This is a genomic window from Nonomuraea typhae, from assembly GCF_009760925.1.
Taxonomy (GTDB): Bacteria; Actinomycetota; Actinomycetes; order Streptosporangiales; family Streptosporangiaceae; genus Nonomuraea; species Nonomuraea typhae.
Map to the genome: position 1 here is coordinate 481,944 of NZ_VRLV01000001.1, position 19,292 is coordinate 501,235.

Sequence of the window (19,292 nt, forward strand, 5' to 3'; positions counted from 1 at the left end):
CTCTCGACACGCCCATGAGGGTTGACCGGCCACCCAGCCCGCTCCACCGGCCCGCGTTGCGCTGACCTGGGGTTTTGCAAGACCAATACGCGACGACCAGGCTTGTAATCAGTTGACGGTGGGGAGAAGTGGAGTATGGTGGTGCGCAGTGGAGGGCCGGTGCACCAGCGCTAGGCGCTTCATGAGGCACGGGAGGTGGCGCCGATGTTCCTCGGCACCCACCAGCCGCGTCTCGACGACAAGGGACGGCTGTTCCTGCCGGCTAAGTACCGTGAGGAGCTGGCGGAGGGTCTTGTGATTACCAAAGGCCAGGAGCGATGCCTCTACGTCTTTCCCGTGGAGGAGTTCCAGCGCATTACCGAGGCTCTCAGCACCGCCCCGGTCACCGCCAAGGCGGTTCGTGACTACAGCCGTGTCTTCTTCGCCAGCGCATCCGACGAGACTCCCGACAAGCAGGGGCGCATCACGATCCCGCAGGCCCTGCGCACGTACGCGGGCCTGGAACGTGACTGCGTGGTCATCGGGGCCAACACCCGCCTGGAGATCTGGGACGCCGTGGCCTGGGAGACCTATCTGAACGCTCAGGAGCAGGCCTTTTCCGAGCTGTCGGAGGAGGTGCTGCCAGGGATTCTGTAATCGTCACGGTCGATCCATCGGAGTTGTCGTTCGGCGAGGTCTCCACCCGCAACCGCTGCCTGCCAGCTGATGCACCTTCCCCGGTGTCAGATGGGAGGCGCCAAGAAGAGGATGCGGATGGGGACCTGGCCGGACGGCACCGGGTGGGGACCCTTTGAGAGGATCGGCCGTCGCGTCATCCGCGAGCAAGGACGCGAGAGGGGGGTTGGAGAGATGGCAGAGAGTGCCCATGTTCCGGTGATGCTGGAGCGCGTGCTGGAGTTGCTCGCGCCGGCCTTGACCGGTGCGCACCCCGTCGTCGTCGACGCCAACCTCGGCCTCGGCGGCCATACGGAAGCCCTGCTCGCCGCCCACCCGGCACTCCACGTGATCGGCATCGACCGCGATCCGTTCGCGATCGACTTCTCCACGCGGCGGCTGCAGCCGTACGCGGGCCGGATCTCGCTCGTCCACGCCACCTCGGACGAGCTCGCCTCCGTGCTCGCCCGCCTGGGCCGGGAGAAGGTCGACGGCGTCCTGTTCGACCTGGGCGTCTCCTCGCCGCAGCTCGACGAGGCCGAGCGCGGGTTCGCCTATTCCTACGACGCTCCGCTCGACATGCGCATGGACACGAGCCAGGAGCTCACCGCCGAGGCGGTCATCAATACCTACTCGGCCGGGGAGCTAACGCGCATCCTTCGTGATTACGGAGAGGAACGGTTCGCACCGCGTGTCGCGGGCCTAATCATCAAGGAAAGGGCCAAGGAGGCCATAACGTCGACTAAGCGGCTTGCCGACATCGTCCGTGAGGCGATTCCTGCCGCTACCCGGCGCACTGGGGGCAACCCCGCCAAGAGGACTTTTCAGGCGTTGCGCATCGAGGTGAACGCGGAACTCGCCGCCCTGGAGGCGGCGCTGCCCGCCTCCCTCGACGCGCTGACGCTGGGTGGGAGAGTCGTCGTGCTCTCCTACCACTCCCTGGAGGACCGGCTGGCCAAGCAGGTCCTCACGGCGCGAACCAGGGACACCAGCCCACCCGGGCTGCCCGTCCCGCTACCGGCTCACCAGCCGAGGTTCCGCCTGCTGACGAGGGGAGCCGAGCTCCCGACGGAAGAAGAGACCACCCGCAACCCGCGGGCGGCCTCAGCCCGGCTCAGGGCGGCAGAGAGGATCCGTGTTGACGAGGACTGAGCAGGAGACCAGGAGGAGCGCGCCCGCACGCGGCGCCGGCACGCCGCAGAGCGGTGAGCGCCGGTCCGGGGCAGCGGCCAAGCCCGTCCCGCGCCCGCGTCCCGCAGCCTCCGCCCCCGAGCCCACCCGCGACGACCTGCGCACCCGTGACGGCGCACGGGAGGCGCGTGGGGCTCAGGCGCGTTCGGCCGAGATCCGCACGGCGCAGGTCCGGCGTGGTGAGCAGGCGGGCGCCGCGGCGGACGTCCTCGACGCGCCTGCCGAGAGCACGCGGGGCAAGCGGCCCGTGAGCTCGCGCTCCGGCGTGCGCGGCGGGCGCACGGCGCGGCCCGAGGGCGTCCGGCGGCCTCCGGGCGGCGGGCGCCGCGGCCCGTCCCGGCGGCAGCGCGGCCCGTTCCTCGTGCTGGTGCTCGGGCTGCTCGGCGGCGGCCTGGTCACCCTGCTGCTGCTCAACACCGTCCTGGCCCAGGACTTCGTGCGCGCCACTGAGCTCAAGCGGGAGATCGCCCAGATCCAGCAGGGCAACGAGAACTCCAGCGTGGAGCTCAACAAGCTCAAGCAGCCGGCCAAGGTCGCCGAGCGGGGCGAGCAGCTGAACCTGAGGCAGGACTGGGACAAGACCAACGTCATCACCCCGGCCACCGAGAACTCCGACCAGGTGAGCACGGACCGGTGAGAGACACAGGCGGCCGCGGGCAGGGACCCGGCCGCGGAACAGGCGGCGCCGGCTCTCAGGGAGGGCCCGGCGCCGCTCGTCGTACGCCCAAGTCCACGGGAGGCACCGGCCGGGGACGGCCGGGAGGCGCCGCGGGGCGGCCGTCGCCTGACGACGACCCGTTCGACCTCCCCTTCGCCGACGACCGCCGCCGCCCGGCATCCGGCGACGGCCGCCCGGGCGAGCGCCGGGCGAACCCCGGTGAGGGCCGCTCGGGTGAGCGCCGGGCGAGCTCTGGTGAGGGCCGCTCGGGTGAGCGCCGTCCGAACTCCGGTGGGGAGCGCTCGGGCGAGCGCCGGTCCAATCCGGGTGAAGGGCGCTCCGGTGAGCGGCGCCCCGGCTCCGGTGAAGGGCGCTCGGCGGATCGCCGCCCCGGGCCGGGCGAGGGGCCGGAGGACCGTGGGCGGGGCCGTACTCCTGGGGAGGCCCGCGACGGCCGCCGGGGGCGCGCGGACCAGTGGGACGACGGCGAAGAACACCCGGCGCGCGACGGCAGGACCCGCCCTGACGGCGCCCGCGCCCGGGGCGAGGTCCCGAGGCCGCGCGGCGCGGCGCCGCGCCGTCCCGCCGAGGGCGCACAGCGGAGGACCTCCGACGGCGACCCCAGAGGCCGCAGGCCGGGCGAGAGCCCGCGAAGGGACGGCGACCTGCCGCCCAGAGGGCTGCGGAGGGACGGCGACCTGCCGCCCAGAGGGCTGCGGAGGGACGGCGACCTGCCACCCAGGGGGCCGCGCCGGCCGCCGCCGCGGCCGCCCCGGCCGCCGGTGGTGCTCAGACTGGGCAACCCGCGCCGCCGCCTCAAGTTCGGCATGATCGTCATGACCTTCATCCTGTCGATCTTCGCCGGCCGCCTGATCCAGATGCAGGGCCTGGACACCAAGTTCTACGAGGGCGTGGCCGCGGGCCAGCGGATGATCACCGAGACCATCCCGGCCAAGCGCGGCTCGATCGCGGACGTCAACGGCAACCCCCTGGCGACCTCGGTGGAGGCCCGCGAGGTGGCCATCGACCCGTCGAAGGTGCACCCGGACGTCCGGGCCAAGGTCGCCAACGCGCTGGCCGCCGAGCTGGGCAAGCCGCTGCAGGAGATCACCGCGAAGCTGTCCAGGACCCACACCCAGTACCAGCTCCTGGCCAAGGACGTGGACCCGGCCGTGGCCACCCGGCTGGTCAAGGCGGGGATCCCGGCGCTGACCACGAAGAAGCAGTACCGCCGCGTCTACCTGGCCGGAGACCTGGCCGGCACGCTCGTGGGCTTCGTGGGCACCGACGGAACCGGCCTGGGCGGCCTGGAGGAGTCCAGGAACTCCGTCCTGGCCGGCAAGGACGGCAAGCTCCGCGTGGAGCAGGGCAGATTCGGCCAGCGCATCCCCATGACGCACAGCCAGCGCCAGCCGCCGGTGGACGGCAGCGACATCAGGCTGACCATCGACCGCGACCTGCAGTGGGCGGCGCAGAAGTCGATCGCCGAGCAGGTGAAGGCGGCGGGCGCGGAGAGCGGCACCGTCATCGTCATGGACGTGAAGACCGCGCAGATCGTCGCCATGGCCAACGCCCCGGAGCTCGACCTGAACGACTGGCGCAACGCCCCGGCCGCCAACTACGTCAACCGGGCGGCGGCCGACGTGTTCGAGCCGGGCAGCACCAACAAGGTGATCACGGCGGCGGCGGCGCTGGAGGCCGGGGTGGTCCGGCCGACGACGACGTTCCGCGTCAAGGACAACATCCGCTGCTACGACCGCACGCTGCGCGACGCCGAGCCGCACCCGACCGAGACGATGACCTTCCAGGAGGCCATCGCCAAGTCCAGCAACGTCGCCACGATCATGGCGGCGCGCAAGGTCGGCTCACAGGGCCTGCACGACATGCTCAAGGCGTTCGGCTTCGGCGCCAAGCCGGGCGGCGGCGTGCCGGGCGAGGAGGCGGGCCTGCTGCCGGACTACAAGTCCTGGTCGGGCAGCCAGAGCTGCACGATCGCCTACGGCCAGGGCGTCTCGGTGACCGCGCTGCAGACGGCCAGCGTGTACCAGACGATCGCCAACGGCGGCGTCCGCATCGCCCCGCAGATGGTCGCGGGCACGACCGGTCCGGACGGCAGGTTCGTCCCGGCCCCGCCGGGGAAGCAGACGCGGGTCGTCAGCGACCGGACCGCCAAGGAGATCACGGCGATGCTGGAGAGCGCGGTGAGCGAGGAGGGCACCGGCGGCCTGGCCGCCATCCCCGGCTACCGCGTCGCGGGCAAGACCGGCACGGCCAACCGCTACGACCCCAAGCTCGGCCGCTACGAGGGCTACACCGCCTCCTTCGTGGGCTTCGCTCCGGCCGACGCGCCCCAGCTGGTGGTGCTGTCGGTGTTGCAGAACCCGCAGAAGGGCCATTTCGGCGGCCAGCTCGCGGCCCCCGTCTTCAAGCAGGTGATGACGTTCGCCATCAAGAGCAGGAAGATCCCGCCTACAAGCTCGACCGCGTCTCCGGTGCGGTTGAGCGCCGGACAGTGACGGGGGAGGGTACGCTCTCGCCGTGCGTCCCCCGTCGTCGAATCCCCATGCCGCCGAGTCCGCGGCGAGGTCCAATGCCGCCGAGTCCGCGGCAAAGTCCAATATCGCCGAGTCCGCGGCGCGGTCCAATATCGCCGGGTCCGCGATCATGCGTCCCACGTCCAGCGCGCCGCGCCCCCTGACCGGGCTGGCGACCATGCTCGACGCCGACTCAGGCAGCGCCCGTTCACCGCATGCCGCGCTCACCGGCGTCACGATCGACTCCCGCCAGGTGCGGCGCGGAGACCTGTACGTCGCGCTGCCCGGCAGCCGCGCCCACGGCGCCGAGTTCGCCGCCGAGGCGATGGCGCGCGGCGCGGTGGCGGTCCTCACGGATCCGGCCGGCCGCGAGGCGGCGGTCGCGACGGGGCTGCCGGTGCTGGTCGTGCCCCACCCGCGGGGCCTGCTCGGGCAGATCTCCTCCTGGGTGTACGGCCAGCCGTCCCACGACCTGTCGGTGCTCGGCGTGACCGGCACGAGCGGCAAGTCCACGACCACGTTCCTGCTGGAGGCCGGGCTGCGGGCCGCGGGCCACACGACGGGCCTGATCGGCGGGGTGGAGATCCGGGCCGGCGAGGTGCGGTTCGAGCCGCGGCTGACCACGCCGGAGGCATCCGAGCTGCACGGCCTGTTCGCGTTCATGCGGGAGCAGGGGGTGAGCTCGGCGGTGATGGAGGTGTCGAGCCACGCGCTGGCGCTGGGCCGGATCGACGGCATCTTCTACGACGTGGCGTTGTTCACGAACCTGTCGCAGGACCACCTGGACTTCCACCGCGACCTGGCCGACTACTTCGCCACGAAGGCGCGGTTGTTCCAGCCGGAGCTGAGCCGGGCCGGCGTGACCAACCTCGACGATCCGCACGGCCGCGAACTGCTGGCGGTGGCGAAGGTGCCGATGACGACGTTCTCGGCGTCGGGCGATCCGGAGGCCGACTGGCGGGCGGCCGACGTCCGGCTGGGCGCCGACGGCAGCACCTTCCGGGTCGTGGGCCCGGGCGGGGTGGAGGCGGACGCGCAGATCTCGCTGCCCGGCCCGTTCAACGTCGCCAACGCGCTGGGCGCGATCGTGACGCTCACGGAGGCCGGGGTGCCGCTGCAGGCGGCGGTGCACGGCGTCGGCACGCTGAAGGGCGTCCCCGGCCGCATGGAGCGGGTGACGACGGCCGAGGAGGACTTCCAGGCGATCGTCGACTACTCTCACAAGCCCGGCGCGGTTGAGTCGGTGCTGACGTCGTTGCGCGAGGTGACCTCGGGCACGCTGACGATCGTGCTGGGCTGCGGTGGCGACCGTGACAGCGGCAAAAGGCCCATGATGGGAGAAGCCGCGGCACGCCTCGCAGATGTGGCCATTTTCACCAGCGACAATCCACGCACGGAGGATCCTCTTCATATCCTTGCCGCAATGATGGAGGGGGCACTCGGCGTTCCACGGGACGAGCGAGCTCATGTGATCATTGAGCCCGACCGCGCCGCGGCGATCGATCTGGCCGTGCGCCGGGCGGGCCGCGGCGACGTGATCGTCGTGGCGGGCAAGGGCCACGAACAAGGCCAGTACATATCAGGCGAAGTGATCCCCTTCGACGACCGTGAGGTGGTCGCCGAAGCGATCCATAGGAAGGTTTACCAATGATCCCGTTGCCACTGGCCAGGATCGCCGAGCTCACCTCGGGCGCCCTGTCGGGCATGGCCGACCCGCGGGCCGTGGTGCGCGGCCCCGTCGTGATCGACTCGCGGCAGGCCGAGCCGGGATCGTTGTTCGCGGCCTTCCGCGGCGCCAACGTGGACGGGCACGACTTCGCCGCCCAGGCGGTGCGCACCGGCGCGGTCGCCGTGCTGGCCAGCCGCCCGGTCGAGGCGCCCGCGGTGATCGTCCCCGACGTGCCCCAGGCCCTGGCCGACCTCGCCACCGCCGTGGCCGGCTCACTGCCCCAGGCCACCGTGCTCGGCGTGACCGGCTCGGCCGGCAAGACCACCACCAAGGACCTGCTGGCCCGCCTCACCGGCCGCATCGGGCCCTCCATCGCACCGGTCGGCTCCTTCAACAACGAGATCGGCCACCCGCTGACCGTCCTGCGCGCCGACCACGACACCCGCTTCCTGGTGCTGGAGCTGAGCGCCCGCAACGCCGGGCACATCGCCCACCTGGCCCGCATCGCCCCGCCGTCGATCGGCGTGGTCCTCAACGTCGGCACCGCCCACCTGGGCGTCTTCGGCGGCAAGGACGCCATCGCCAAGGCCAAGGCCGAACTGGTCGAGGCGCTGCCCGCCACCGGCGTCGCCATCCTCAACGCCGACGACCCGCTCGTGCGCGACATGGCCGGCCGTACCGACGCCCGCGTCACGTTCTTCGGCCGCTCCGGCGAGGCCGCCATCCGCGCCGAGGAGGTGACCGTGGACGAGCGGGGCCGCGCCTCCTTCCGGCTGCGCACGCCGTCCGGGCTCGCCTACGTGCGGCTCAAGCTGTACGGCGGGCACGCCGTCGAGAACGCGCTGGCCGCGGCGGCGGCCGGGTACGAACTGGGGCTGCCGGTGGCCACGATCGCCGAGGAGCTGTCGGAGGCCGAGCCCCGCAGCCGCTGGCGCATGGAGGTCACCGACCGGCCCGACGGCGTGACCGTCATCAACGACGCCTACAACGCCAACCCCGACTCCATGCGCGCCGCCTTCCAGGCGCTCGGCGTGATCGGCGACGGCCGCCGCCGCTTCGCCGTCATCGCCGCCCTGCGCGAGCTGGGCGAGGACAGCGCCGCGCTCAACGAGGAACTGGGCCGCATGGCGGGCGCCGCCGGGCTGGCCGGGCTCATCGTCGCGGGCCCGGAGGCGGGCCCGGTGCTCGAAGGGGCCTTCGCCGCCGCCGCCGAGAGCGCGACGGCGGCGCATCGGCCGCAGACGCGCATCCTGCACGTGGACGACGCCGCGGCGGCCGCCGCCGAGCTGCGCGCGTGGCTGCAACCCGGCGACGCGGTGCTGATCAAGGGACCGCGGGCGATGGGGCTGGAACGCACGGCCGAGCTCGTTCTCGGGGGCGTGCGGTGACGAACATCATCATCGCCGGCGCGGTGGGACTGATCCTGTCGATGCTCGGCACGCCCCTGGCCATCCGCCTGTTCGCCAGGCGGGGCTACGGGCAGGAGGTCCGCGAGGACGGCGTCCAGGCGCACCTCAGCAAGAAGGGCACGCCCACCATGGGCGGCGTGGTGTTCGTGCTGGCCTCGCTGCTGGCCTACGGCGCCTCGCACCTGGCCACGCTGGAGCCGCCGACGTACTCCGGCCTGCTGGTGCTGTTCCTGATGACCGGTCTGGGCGCAGTCGGCTTCCTCGACGACTTCATCAAGATCTACAAGCAGCGCAGCCTCGGCCTGCGCTCCGGCGCCAAGGCGCTGGGCCAGCTCATCGTCGGCGCCATCTTCGCGGTGCTGGTGACCCAGCAGGCCAACGTCTACGGCATCACCCCCGCCGAGACCCGCCTGTCGTTCCTGCGCGACTTCGGCCCCTCGATCGGCATCGTCGGCTTCACGATCTGGGTCCTCGTCATGATCGTCGGGTTCTCCAACGCGGTGAACCTCACCGACGGCCTCGACGGCCTGGCCAGCGGCGCGACCGCGGTCGTGCTGGGCGCCTACGTGCTCATCGGCAACTGGCAGCTGCGCAACAACTGCATCGACCAGCTCGGCCCCAGCTGCTACTGGGTGCGCGACCCGCTGGACCTCGCGGTGGTGGCCGCGGCCGTGCTGGGCGCGCTGATCGGGTTCCTGTGGTGGAACGCGCCGCCCGCCAAGATCTTCATGGGCGACACCGGCTCGCTGGCGCTGGGCGGCGTGCTGGCCGGTCTGGCCATCGCCACCCGCACCCAGCTGCTGCTCATCATCCTGGCCGGGCTCTGCGTGATCATCACGATGTCGGTGATCATCCAGGTGGGCTTCTTCAAGATGACCGGCAAACGGGTCTTCCGCATGGCGCCGCTGCAGCACCACTTCGAGCTGAAAGGCTGGGTGGAGACCACGATCGTGGTCCGGTTCTGGCTGATCGCCGGGTTGTGCGCCGCGGTCGGCCTCGGCCTGTTCTACGTGGAGTGGATGCCCAAGTAATGGCGCTGACGTGTGTCGCGGGTCTCGGGGTCTCCGGTACGGCGGTGGCCCGGGTGCTGGCCGCGCGGGGGGAGCGGGTCGTCGTCCTGGAGGCGGTCGAGGGGGAGCGGCAGCGGATCGCCGCCGCCGCGCTGGTCCGCCTGGGCGTCGAGGTGCGCTTCGGGACCATGGACCTGCCCGAGGGGGTCACCCGGCTGGTCACCACCGGCTGGGCGCCGCACCACCCGCTGATCGCCGCCGCGCTGGCCGCAGGCGTCGAGGTCGTCGGCGAGGTCGAGCTGGCCTGGCGGCTGCGCGCCGAGCCCGCCGCCCCCTGGCTGGCCCTGACCGGCACCAACGGCAAGACCACCGCCGTGCGCATGCTCACCTCCATGCTGCTGGCCGCCGGGCGCAAGGCGGTGGCCGTGGGCAACGTGGGCGTGCCGGTGGTGGAGGCCGTGGCCGGGGACACGGCCGGGCCGTACGACGTGCTGGCGGTGGAGTTGTCCAGCTTCCAGCTGCACTGGTCCGGCTCGCTGGCCCCGCACGCGGCGGCGCTGCTGAACGTGGCCCCCGACCACCTCGACTGGCACGGGACGCTGGAGGAGTACGCCGCCGCCAAGGCCAAGATCTTCGAGCGGGCCGGGACCGTGGTCTACAACGCCGACGACCCGATCGCCGCCCGGCTGGCCGAGCCGTACGAGCACGCGGTGGGCTTCACGCTGCGGACGCCGAGGGCGGGGGAGATCGGCGTCGTCGAGGACCTCATCGTCGACCGCGCCTTCTGCCCCGACCCCGTGCACGCGGCCGACGAGCTGGCCGGCCTCACCGACGTGCGGCCGTTCGCGCCGCACAACGTCGCCAACGCCCTGGCCGCCGCGGCCCTGGCCCGCTCCTGCGGCGTCCCCCCCGAGGCGGTACGGCGGGGCCTGCGGGAGTTCGTCCCCGACCCGCATCGCATGTCCTTCGTCGAGCGGGTCGCCGAGGTCGACTGGGTGGACGACTCCAAGGCCACCAACCCCCACGCCGCCGCCGCCTCCCTGGCCGCCTACCCGTCGGTGGTGTGGATCGCCGGCGGCCAGCTGAAGGGCGCCGACGTCGACGAGCTGGTGCGCCAGGCGGCGCCGAGGCTGCGCGGGGCCGTCCTGATCGGCGTGGACCGCGGCAGGATCGCCGAGGCGATGTCGCGACACGCGGCGAATGTCCCCGTGGTGGACATCGCCGACCAAGACACTGGGGTCATGGACCGCGTCGTCACCGAAGCCGCAGCGCTCGCCTCCCCGGGCGACACCGTGTTGCTGGCGCCCGCGGGCGCCTCCCTCGACATGTTCGCGAACTATCCGGCGCGGGGGGAGGCCTTCGCGCGAGCCGTACACCGGCACGGCCTGCGCCGGGAGCCGCGGACGTGAGCGCGACCACCGAGGACCGGCCCGCCAAGCGCCCCGCCAAGGGCCCCGTCGAGGGGCCGGCGACCTGGGCGCGCGAGCAACTGGGAGCCCTGAAGGAGCTGCTGGACCGGCCGCTCACGACCTACTACCTGATCATCGGCTGCAGCGCGCTGTTGCTGACGCTCGGGCTCATGATGGTGCTGTCGGCCTCCAGCATCGAGGCGCTGAACAAGACCGGCAGCCCGTTCTCGTGGTTCATCAAGCAGTCGCTGTCGGCGGCGATCGGCGTGCCGGTGATGTACGTGTGCTCGCGGCTGCCGCTGAAGTTCTTCCGGTGGGCGGGCTATCCGCTCATGGCGTTGTCCATCATCGCGCTGGTCATGGTGTTGTTCATCGGCTCGGCCGAGCTGGGCGCCCAGCGCTGGATCTACATCGGCCCGCTGACCGTGCAGCCGTCGGAGCCGGCGAAGCTGGGCCTGGCGCTGTGGGGGGCCGACCTGCTGGCCCGGCGGGCGCGGGCGGGGCGGATCGAGTGGCGGCGCCTGCTGCTCCCGCTCATGCCGGGCGTGGCGATCCTGGCCGTCCTGGTCATGCTCGGCCGCGACCTCGGCACCACGCTCGTCCTCATGATGATCTTCCTGTCGCTGTTGTGGGTGGTGGGGGCGCCGCTGAAGCTGTTCGGCGGCATCTTCGGCATGGCCGTGCTGGCCGCGGTCACCATGATCATGGTCGAGCCCTACCGCATGGCCCGCATCGGCTCCTTCCTCAACCCCTGGGCCGACCCCCAGGGCGACGGGTACCAGGCCGTGCAGGGGCAGATCGCCATGGGCTCCGGCGGCTGGTTCGGGCTCGGGCTCGGCTCCAGCCGGCAGAAGTGGAGCTGGCTGCCCCACGGCGAGAGCGACTTCATCTTCGCCATCCTCGGCGAGGAGCTCGGCCTCATGGGCACGCTCGTCGTCGTCGTGCTGTTCGGGCTGCTCGGCTACGCCGGGCTCCGGGTGGCCGTGCGCGCCAAGGACCCGTTCAGCCGGCTGGCCACGGCCGCCATCGTCGCCTGGATCGCCGGGCAGGGCATCGTCAACATGGGCGCGGTGATCGGCGTGGTGCCCATCACGGGCATCCCGTTGCCGCTGGTCTCCTATGGTGGCTCGGCCCTGCTGCCGACGCTGGCGGCCCTCGGCATGCTGCTGTCGTTTGCCAAACAGGAGCCCGGGGCGCGGGAGGCTCTGGCCGCTCGTGGCCCCGGACCGGCCGCGCGGGCTCTAAGCTGGCTTGGCCTGGGGGGAAGAACGAGCAGGGGCCGAGCGAGACGTTAGGGAGTGACCGATCATGAGGGTGGTCCTCGCCGGTGGCGGGACGGCCGGGCACATCGAGCCCGCACTCGCCCTAGCGGACACGCTGCGCGGGATCGACCCGGGCATCGGCATCACCTGCATGGGCACCGACCAGGGCCTGGAGACCCGGCTGGTGCCCGCCCGGGGCTACGACCTCGAGCTCGTGCCCGCCGTACCCCTGCCGCGCTCGATCACCCCGCAGCTGCTCGCCATGCCCGGCCGCCTGGCCGGGGCCGTCAACGCCGCCGCCGCCGTCCTGGATCGGGCCAAAGCCGATGTCCTCGTCGGTTTCGGTGGCTATGTGGCCACTCCCGCCTATCTGGCCGCCAAGCGGCGCGGCGTGCCGATCATCGTGCACGAGGCCAACCCCCGGCCCGGCCTGGCCAACCGGCTGGGCGCCAAGCTCACCGACCACGTCTTCACCGGCCACCCCGACTGCACGCTGGCCAAGGCCGCCTACATCGGCACCCCGCTGCGCCGCGAGATCGTCCACCTGGACCGGCTGTCGACGGGCGACAGGGCGCGCTCGTGGTTCGGGCTGCAGACCCACCGCCCCACGCTGCTCGTCTTCGGCGGCTCCCGCGGGGCCGCGTCGATCAACCAGGCCGCCCTGGCCGCCGCCCCGGCCCTGCGCGCCGCCGGGGTGCAGGTGCTGCACGTGATCGGGCCCAGGAACACCGTCGAGCACGAGCCGCCGCCCGGCGACCCCCAGTACGTCCTGCTGCCCTACGTGGACCGCATGGACCTCGCCTACGCCGCCGCCGACCTGGTCCTGTGCCGCAGCGGCGCGCTCACCTGCGCGGAACTGACCGCGATCGGACTGCCCGCCGCCTATGTGCCGCTGCCCCATGGCAACGGCGAGCAGCGGGTCAACGCCGTACGCATCGCCGAGGGCGGCGGGGGGCTGCTCGTCGACGATGCCGGCCTGTCATCTGATTGGATCGTCCAGAACATGTTGCCGATCCTGCGAGACCCCGAACGCGTCGCCGCCATGTCCGAGGCCGCGCTCGCGCTGGGCCGCAAGGACGCCGACACGACGCTGGCCAGGAAAGTGTTGGAGATAACCCGATGAGTCGTGGTGTGTGGGGGCGGATGGCGTTCCGCGCCATGATGGAGGAAGCGCAATGAGTCTCGTCAAACTGGTCGACCCGGTCGCCGCGGAAGAACTGGGACGAGTCCACTTCATCGGCATCGGCGGGGCCGGGATGTCGGGGATCGCCCGCATCCTGCTCAAGCGCGGCGTCCGCGTCACCGGCAGCGACGCCCGCAGCTCCGATCTGGTCACCGAACTCCGTGAACTCGGCGCCACCGTCCACATCGGGCACGCCGCCTCCCACGTCAAGGACGCCGACACGGTCGTGGTCTCCACCGCCATCCGCGACTCCAACCCGGAGCTGGGCGAGGCCCTCAAGCGCGGCCTGCGGGTCATCCCCCGCGCCGCCGCCCTGGCCTCCGTCATGGCCGGGCGCACCGGCGTCGCCGTCGCCGGCACCCACGGCAAGACCACGACCACCTCGATGCTGACCGTGGCGCTGCAGAAATGCGGCTCCGACCCGTCCTACTGCGTCGGCGGGCAACTGGTCACCACCGGGCTCGGGGCCGACGAGGGCAACGGGGAGGTGTTCGTGGCCGAGGCCGACGAGAGCGACGGCTCGTTCCTCATGCTGGCGCCGGACATCGCGCTGGTGACCAACGTCGAGGCCGACCATCTCGACAACTACGGCGATCCGCGGGCCGTACACGACAGCTTCAACCGCTTCGTGGAGCGGGTCGGATCGCTGCTCATCGTCTGCGTGGACGACCCGGGCTCGGCGGCGCTGGCCGAGGTGGCCACCCGGCGGGGGCTGGCCGTCCGGACCTACGGCGTGACCTCCGACGACTACCGCATCTCCGGCATCCGTCCCGACGGATTCGGCACCCGCTTCACCGTGGAGGGCCGCGGTGAGGTCAGGCTCGCCGTGCCGGGAGCGCACAACGCGCTCAACGCCACCGCCGTGATCGCCGTGGCCGACGCGCTCGGGCTGCCGTTCGAGGAGATCCGGGACGGCCTGGCCGCCTTCACCGGAGCCAAGCGGCGCTTCGAGGCCAAGGGCGAGGCCGGCGGCGTGGCCGTCTTCGACAGCTACGCCCACCATCCCACCGAACTCGCCGCCGACCTGCGCGCGGCCCGTGACGTGGTCGCCTCCTACTCCGGTGACGGCAACGTCATCGCCGTCTTCCAGCCGCACCTGTACTCGCGCACCCGCTTCTTCGCCGACGAGTTCGGCGCCGCCCTCGGCCTGGCCGACCGCGCCATCGTCCTGGACGTCTACGGCGCCCGCGAAGACCCGGAACCCGGCGTCTCCGGCGCACTGGTCGCCGGCCGGGTCAACCTGCCGACCACGCACGTGGACTACGCGCCCGACAAGTCCTCCGTGCCCGCCCTCGTCGCCGCCAAGGCCCGCCCGGGGGACATCGTCCTCACCATGGGCGCCGGGGACGTCACCGACCTCGGGCCGCAGATCGTCGCGGAGCTGTCCACCCGATGAGGGCCAGGACCGCCTTCATCGGGCTGCTGACCGCGGCCGTCGTGGGGACCACCGCCTGGCTGGTTTTCTACTCGCCCGTGCTGGGTGTCCGGAATGTGGAGATCGTGGGTAATCTCACAGTCCCCGCCGACCGGATCCGCCAGCAGGCCGCGATCGCCGCCCTCCACCCCATGGCCACGGTGGACCTGGCCGCCGTGGAGCACCGCATCCTGGGCATCAGGCAGCTCGCGACGGCCAGGGCCTCACGGGAGTGGCCGGCCACCCTCAAGATCTCGGTGTCGGAGCGGGTGCCGGTGGCTGTGGTGCCCGTGGACGGGGGGAAGGCCGCGCTCGTGGACAAGCACGGCGTGGTCATCGAGATACGCGCCGTCGCGCCGCCCAGCCTTCCCGTCCTGCAGCTCGGGCGGATGAACCCCGCCGACCCGGTGATGCTGGCGGTGCTGAAAGTGGTGAGCGGTCTGCCGGAGGCGCTGGCCGGGAAGGTGAAGACCGTGCAGGCGGGGTCGGCCGAGGGGATCTCGTTCGGGCTCAACGACGGGCGGACCGTGGTGTGGGGCGGGTCCGATCGGGGGGAGGAGAAGGCGCGGGTGCTGGTCTCCCTCCTCAGCCGGAAGGCGGACGTGTACGACATCAGCTCCCCGGACGTCGTGACCCTCAAGTGATCACTTTCGGTTCGTCGGGGGCTTTGTGGGTTTACGGCAGGCGGGGCTGACGCCACCCGCCGACGTGCGCTGACGTAGGTCGGGGGGATCGCTTCTCACGTCGGACGGGCTGAGCGCCGTTACGGCGATCGGCGCCGGGTTGGTGTCGCACCCGGCTGGCCGCACACCTGGTCGGCCTCATGCCACGGGTGGCCTTACGCTCCGCATGCCCTTACGTCCCGTGTGCTTCACGCCCCGCATGGCCTTACGTCCCGTGTGCTTCACGGCCCCCGGCGCGGCTGCTTCCGGGCTGAGCCCTGGGCGCTGTGCCTGTCCTCCGTCCCGGTCCGGGTTGGCTGCGCTGTGCCCTCTGCCGTTGCTTCTGCGTGGTTCTGGACCAGTTGGAGCGCCATCTCCCCGCCGCCCCCTTCGTGGTCCTTCCAGCGCGGGCCTGGGCGGTCGTAGAGCCATCCTGTGGCCGGCCTGGCAAGGCGTTGCCCTCCCGCCGGTCCAGGTGTGCCGGGCGGGCGGGTCCGTGAGGGTTCCCTGCCGCGGATGGTGGGGTGTCTGGTTTAGGAGGGTTGGCGGCGGAGGGGTAGGGCAGTGGGGCGAAGTCGGTGGGTTGGGGTGGTGAGGGTTTGGGATGAGAATGGGTGGAGCCTGTCCGATCCGGGGGGCAGGGCGTGAGAGTCTGTATCCCGGAAGGAGCCCGGCCAGGCACGACGCGGGAGCGAAACGGACAGCCCGCGACACGCCGGACGCACTTGCGGCGCGGTTAGTTGACCCGCGCGGAGCGCAACTCCTACTGTCCGTATCAATCCTCAGGTTGACATAAATCTAAATCTCAACTTGAGGTTGAGAGTTACCCGAAGTGAGAAATGGCGGAGAACAATCCGCACCGAAATGGCAAGTCAACGAGCGGAAAGGCCCCTCGTCGTGGCAGCACCGCAGAACTACCTCGCGGTCATCAAGGTCGTCGGCATCGGCGGCGGCGGAGTCAACGCCGTCAACCGGATGATCGAGGAGGGACTCAAGGGCGTCGAGTTCATCGCGATAAACACCGACGCCCAGGCGCTGCTGATGAGTGACGCCGACGTGAAATTGGACGTGGGCCGCGAGCTCACGCGCGGACTTGGCGCGGGCGCCAACCCCGATGTGGGGCGCAAGGCGGCCGAGGACCACCGTGAGGAGATCGAAGAGGTGCTCAAGGGCGCCGACATGGTCTTCGTCACGGCCGGCGAGGGCGGTGGCACCGGCACCGGCGGCGCGCCCGTCGTCGCCAACATCGCCAGGTCGCTTGGCGCACTGACCATAGGCGTGGTGACGCGGCCGTTCAGCTTCGAGGGACGGCGGCGCGCCTCCCAGGCGGAAGCGGGCATAGAGACGCTGCGCGACGAGGTCGACACGCTGATCGTGATCCCGAACGACCGCCTGTTGTCGATCTCCGACAGGCAGGTCAGCGTCCTGGACGCCTTCAAGGCGGCCGACCAGGTGCTGCTGTCCGGTGTCCAGGGCATCACCGACCTGATCACCACGCCCGGTCTGATCAACCTGGACTTCGCGGATGTGAAATCCGTCATGTCGGGCGCGGGTTCGGCGCTGATGGGCATCGGTCACGCCCGTGGCGACGACCGTTCCGTGGCCGCCGCCGAGATGGCCGTCTCCAGCCCGCTGCTGGAGGCATCCATCGACGGCGCCCACGGTGTGCTGCTGTCCATCGCGGGCGGCTCCGACCTGGGGCTGTTCGAGATCAACGAGGCGGCCCAGCTGGTGTCGATGGCGGCCGCGCCCGATGCCAACATCATCTTCGGCACGGTCATCGACGACGCCCTGGGCGACGAGGTGCGCGTCACCGTCATCGCCGCCGGCTTCGACGAGGTGCCCAAGCAGGCGCCCCCGGTCCGCCCGGCCGCGTCGGCCGCCACGACCGCCCAGGCTTCGGCGCCGGTGCGCCCGAGCGGCGTCCAGCCGCCGAGCGTGAAGGCCGAACCGGTGGCCCCGCCGCGCGCGGAGCCCGCCCGGCCGGAACCGGTACGCCCGGAGCCCGTGCCGTACTCGCAGCTGCGGGCCGAGCCGATGCGTCCGGAACCGGTGCGTCAGGAGCCGAGGCCGGAGCCGGTCCGGCCGGTCGAGAGGACGGCCCCGCCCGCCGAACCCGCGCCCGCCCCGCTGCCCGTCACGGAGCACCCCGCCCCGCAGGTCGCCGCGGTGGAACCGATGGCGGAGGAGCCGTCCGCCCCGGTCTCCATCCCCCGCCCCGCTCCCGAGCCTCCGAACCCCCCGACGCCGATCAGTTCCCGGATGTCGGAGCCGGCCAAGCGCCGGCCGGTGGTCTTCGAGGAGCAGGAAGAGGAACTGGACGTTCCCGACTTCCTCAAGTAAGCCCCGTCCCGAAGTGCCCGCCCGCGCCATCACCTGGCGCGGGCGCACTGCTGTCCGGGGGCGGGTAACACGTGGACGCCCTCCGTCAACTCTCGGTGGTCGCCGCGCACCCTCGCCTGCCCAGGTCAACCGGGGGTAGCCGCCGTGCGACCTTCAGCGGCACCAGCCAACCCCGGGAGCGGCGGCGCAGCCTTCGGTGCCGCCGGGCAACGTCTGGACATCGCCGGGCAACTCTTGGAAGTCCGCGTGCAAGCGCAACCTGATCGCGGAGGTCGCGGGGGTTTGGTGACTCGCCGCCCGCCCGGGACGTGAGGGGTGGACGCCGCGCAGGGTGGGTTTGGGTGGGCGACACGCCGGTTGACCGAAAAGTGATCGAACTCACGTGCGAGGCGTCGCCGGCTCCTGGAGTAGCGTTGTCCGGCAGGCGGGCCACGTGACGGCCTGCCGTACCGGATCGGTGTGGACGGACCAGGGGGCAAGACCCCGCGTGAAAGGTGTGACGTGACGCGGAAGGCGGAGATCGGCGAGCGGCTCGGCGAGGTGGAGGCGCAGATCGCGCAGGCGTGTCGCGCGGCGGAGCGGGGGCGGGACGAGGTGACGCTGGTGGCGATCACCAAGACCTACCCGGCCGACGACGTGCGGATTCTGGCCGGGCTGGGTGTCCGCGACGTGGGGGAGAACCGGGACCAGGAGGCCGCGGAGAAGGCGCGTGCGTGTGCCGATCTGGCGTTGACCTGGCACTTCGTGGGGCAGCTTCAGACGAACAAGGTCCGGTCGGTCGTGGGGTACGCCGATGTGATCCATTCGGTGGACCGGGGGCGGCTGGTCACCGCGATCTCCAAGGAGGCGGTCAGGGCGGGGCGCGAGGTCGCCTGCCTGGTTCAGGTGGCGCTGGACGACGATCCGGAGCGGGGCGGCGCGCGGCTCGCGGACGTGCCGGGGCTGGCGGACGAGATCGCCGGGGCGGACGGGCTCCGGCTGGGCGGCGTGATGGCGGTCGCGCCTTTGGGCGGGGAGCCGGGGCGGGCGTTCGGCAGGCTGGCGGAGGTCGCGGGGCTGGTGCGGGCGCGGCATCCGGAGGCCACGATGGTGTCCGCGGGGATGAGTGGGGATTTGTCCGAGGCGATTGCGCACGGCGCGACACACGTGCGGATCGGTACGGCGTTGCTCGGTCGCCGCAAGCCCTTCGTCAGGTAATGTCCCCTCAAGTGGGTCTTAGTAGAGGTCGATCCGCGGTGAGCTCCAAGGGGGTACGGCTACCGCCTCGGGTCCCCACCCGAGCGAGTGAGACCATGAGCAGGAGGAAGACGTAGTATGGCCGGCGCGATGCGCAAGATGGCGGTCTACCTCGGTCTCGTGGAGGACGACCGCTACGAGAGGTACGAGGCATACGCGGACTACGACCCTCCGTACGAGGAGGAGTCGCCGCGGCCCGGTGAGGAGCGGGCCGTCGCGGTCCAGGATCGCGACGACGACACCGACCCGGGCGTGCCCGCCCCCAGGCCCGCGACGACGGTCCTGGAGCGGCGCACCACCGATCTGGCCCGGATCACCACGCTCCATCCGCGCACCTACAACGAGGCGCGCACGATCGGCGAGCACTTCCGTGACGGCACCCCGGTGATCATGAACTTGACCGAGATGGTCGACAGCGACGCGAAGCGGCTGGTGGATTTCGCGGCAGGTCTGGTCTTTGGCCTACACGGCAGCATTGAACGTGTTACCAACAAGGTGTTCCTGTTGTCCCCTGCCAATGTCGAGGTGACCGCCGAGGACAAGGCTCGAATCGCGGAACGCGGGTTCTTCAACCAGAGTTAGAGTCTCTGTATGCCTATCGGACCCAACCAGGTCTCGCCGAGACCGACGGGAGGGCTCATCAGAAGTGGAGGCGCGG

15 protein-coding genes are annotated in these 19,292 nt (G+C 71.7%); all 15 read left to right on the top strand.

The window, feature by feature from the left end:
* Positions 1 to 204: 204 nt before the first annotated feature.
* The 15 genes from mraZ (at position 205) to FVE25_RS02365 (ending at position 19,216) form a co-directional block, all read left to right on the top strand.
* The gene (gene mraZ / locus FVE25_RS02295; RefSeq protein ID WP_157244685.1) at positions 205 to 636 is read left to right on the top strand and encodes a division/cell wall cluster transcriptional repressor MraZ; all 432 of its coding nucleotides are present in this window, start codon (positions 205 to 207) and stop codon (positions 634 to 636) included.
* 213 nt (positions 637 to 849) lie between these two features.
* Positions 850 to 1,806: a 16S rRNA (cytosine(1402)-N(4))-methyltransferase RsmH gene (gene rsmH / locus FVE25_RS02300; protein WP_157244686.1), complete on the top strand. Its 957-nt coding sequence runs from the start codon at positions 850 to 852 to the stop codon at positions 1,804 to 1,806.
* On the top strand, positions 1,793 to 2,482 hold the full coding sequence (locus FVE25_RS02305) for a hypothetical protein (protein ID WP_157244687.1): 690 nt from the start codon (positions 1,793 to 1,795) through the stop codon (positions 2,480 to 2,482). The genes rsmH and FVE25_RS02305 overlap by 14 nt, the downstream gene beginning before the upstream one ends.
* Before the next feature lie 806 nt (positions 2,483 to 3,288).
* Entirely contained in the window at positions 3,289 to 5,019 is a 1,731-nt protein-coding gene (locus tag FVE25_RS02310; RefSeq protein ID WP_484549355.1) for a peptidoglycan D,D-transpeptidase FtsI family protein, read from the top strand.
* Positions 5,020 to 5,167: 148 nt separating this feature from the next.
* Positions 5,168 to 6,688, top strand: coding sequence for a UDP-N-acetylmuramoyl-L-alanyl-D-glutamate--2,6-diaminopimelate ligase (locus tag FVE25_RS02315; RefSeq protein ID WP_157244688.1), 1,521 nt, complete (start codon positions 5,168 to 5,170; stop codon positions 6,686 to 6,688).
* Entirely contained in the window at positions 6,685 to 8,094 is a 1,410-nt protein-coding gene (locus FVE25_RS02320; RefSeq protein WP_157244689.1) for a UDP-N-acetylmuramoyl-tripeptide--D-alanyl-D-alanine ligase, read from the top strand. Before FVE25_RS02315 ends, FVE25_RS02320 begins: the two co-directional genes overlap by 4 nt.
* The gene (gene mraY, locus FVE25_RS02325; RefSeq protein ID WP_157244690.1) at positions 8,091 to 9,146 is read left to right on the top strand and encodes a phospho-N-acetylmuramoyl-pentapeptide-transferase; all 1,056 of its coding nucleotides are present in this window, start codon (positions 8,091 to 8,093) and stop codon (positions 9,144 to 9,146) included. Before FVE25_RS02320 ends, mraY begins: the two co-directional genes overlap by 4 nt.
* Positions 9,146 to 10,534, top strand: a complete 1,389-nt coding sequence (gene murD / locus FVE25_RS02330) for a UDP-N-acetylmuramoyl-L-alanine--D-glutamate ligase (RefSeq protein WP_157245460.1) — start codon at positions 9,146 to 9,148, stop codon at positions 10,532 to 10,534. The genes mraY and murD overlap by 1 nt, the downstream gene beginning before the upstream one ends.
* Positions 10,531 to 11,829, top strand: a complete 1,299-nt coding sequence (gene ftsW / locus FVE25_RS02335) for a putative lipid II flippase FtsW (RefSeq protein WP_157244691.1) — start codon at positions 10,531 to 10,533, stop codon at positions 11,827 to 11,829. The genes murD and ftsW overlap by 4 nt, the downstream gene beginning before the upstream one ends.
* A 13-nt stretch (positions 11,830 to 11,842) precedes the next feature.
* Positions 11,843 to 12,919: an undecaprenyldiphospho-muramoylpentapeptide beta-N-acetylglucosaminyltransferase gene (gene murG, locus FVE25_RS02340; RefSeq protein ID WP_157244692.1), complete on the top strand. Its 1,077-nt coding sequence runs from the start codon at positions 11,843 to 11,845 to the stop codon at positions 12,917 to 12,919.
* Positions 12,920 to 12,971: 52 nt separating this feature from the next.
* Positions 12,972 to 14,375, top strand: a complete 1,404-nt coding sequence (murC, locus tag FVE25_RS02345) for a UDP-N-acetylmuramate--L-alanine ligase (protein ID WP_157244693.1) — start codon at positions 12,972 to 12,974, stop codon at positions 14,373 to 14,375.
* Complete coding sequence (locus tag FVE25_RS02350) at positions 14,372 to 15,037, top strand: cell division protein FtsQ/DivIB (protein WP_157244694.1); 666 nt, start codon at positions 14,372 to 14,374, stop codon at positions 15,035 to 15,037. The genes murC and FVE25_RS02350 overlap by 4 nt, the downstream gene beginning before the upstream one ends.
* A gap of 915 nt (positions 15,038 to 15,952) precedes the next feature.
* Complete coding sequence (ftsZ, locus tag FVE25_RS02355; protein WP_157244695.1) at positions 15,953 to 17,398, top strand: cell division protein FtsZ; 1,446 nt, start codon at positions 15,953 to 15,955, stop codon at positions 17,396 to 17,398.
* A 501-nt stretch (positions 17,399 to 17,899) separates the two neighbouring features.
* Positions 17,900 to 18,595 (top strand): YggS family pyridoxal phosphate-dependent enzyme, encoded by a 696-nt coding sequence (locus tag FVE25_RS02360; protein WP_157244696.1) that lies wholly within the window; start codon positions 17,900 to 17,902, stop codon positions 18,593 to 18,595.
* Positions 18,596 to 18,712: 117 nt separating this feature from the next.
* Positions 18,713 to 19,216: a cell division protein SepF gene (locus tag FVE25_RS02365; RefSeq protein WP_157244697.1), complete on the top strand. Its 504-nt coding sequence runs from the start codon at positions 18,713 to 18,715 to the stop codon at positions 19,214 to 19,216.
* Positions 19,217 to 19,292 lie beyond the last annotated feature (76 nt).

Coding starts and splice junctions, on each gene's coding strand:
- mraZ (WP_157244685.1), top strand. CDS start 205: ATGTTCCTCGGCACCCACCAGCCGCGTCTCGACGACAAGGGACGGCTG.
- rsmH (WP_157244686.1), top strand. CDS start 850: ATGGCAGAGAGTGCCCATGTTCCGGTGATGCTGGAGCGCGTGCTGGAG.
- FVE25_RS02315 (WP_157244688.1), top strand. CDS start 5,168: ATGCGTCCCACGTCCAGCGCGCCGCGCCCCCTGACCGGGCTGGCGACC.
- FVE25_RS02320 (WP_157244689.1), top strand. CDS start 6,685: ATGATCCCGTTGCCACTGGCCAGGATCGCCGAGCTCACCTCGGGCGCC.
- murD (WP_157245460.1), top strand. CDS start 9,146: ATGGCGCTGACGTGTGTCGCGGGTCTCGGGGTCTCCGGTACGGCGGTG.
- murG (WP_157244692.1), top strand. CDS start 11,843: ATGAGGGTGGTCCTCGCCGGTGGCGGGACGGCCGGGCACATCGAGCCC.
- murC (WP_157244693.1), top strand. CDS start 12,972: ATGAGTCTCGTCAAACTGGTCGACCCGGTCGCCGCGGAAGAACTGGGA.
- FVE25_RS02350 (WP_157244694.1), top strand. CDS start 14,372: ATGAGGGCCAGGACCGCCTTCATCGGGCTGCTGACCGCGGCCGTCGTG.
- FVE25_RS02365 (WP_157244697.1), top strand. CDS start 18,713: ATGGCCGGCGCGATGCGCAAGATGGCGGTCTACCTCGGTCTCGTGGAG.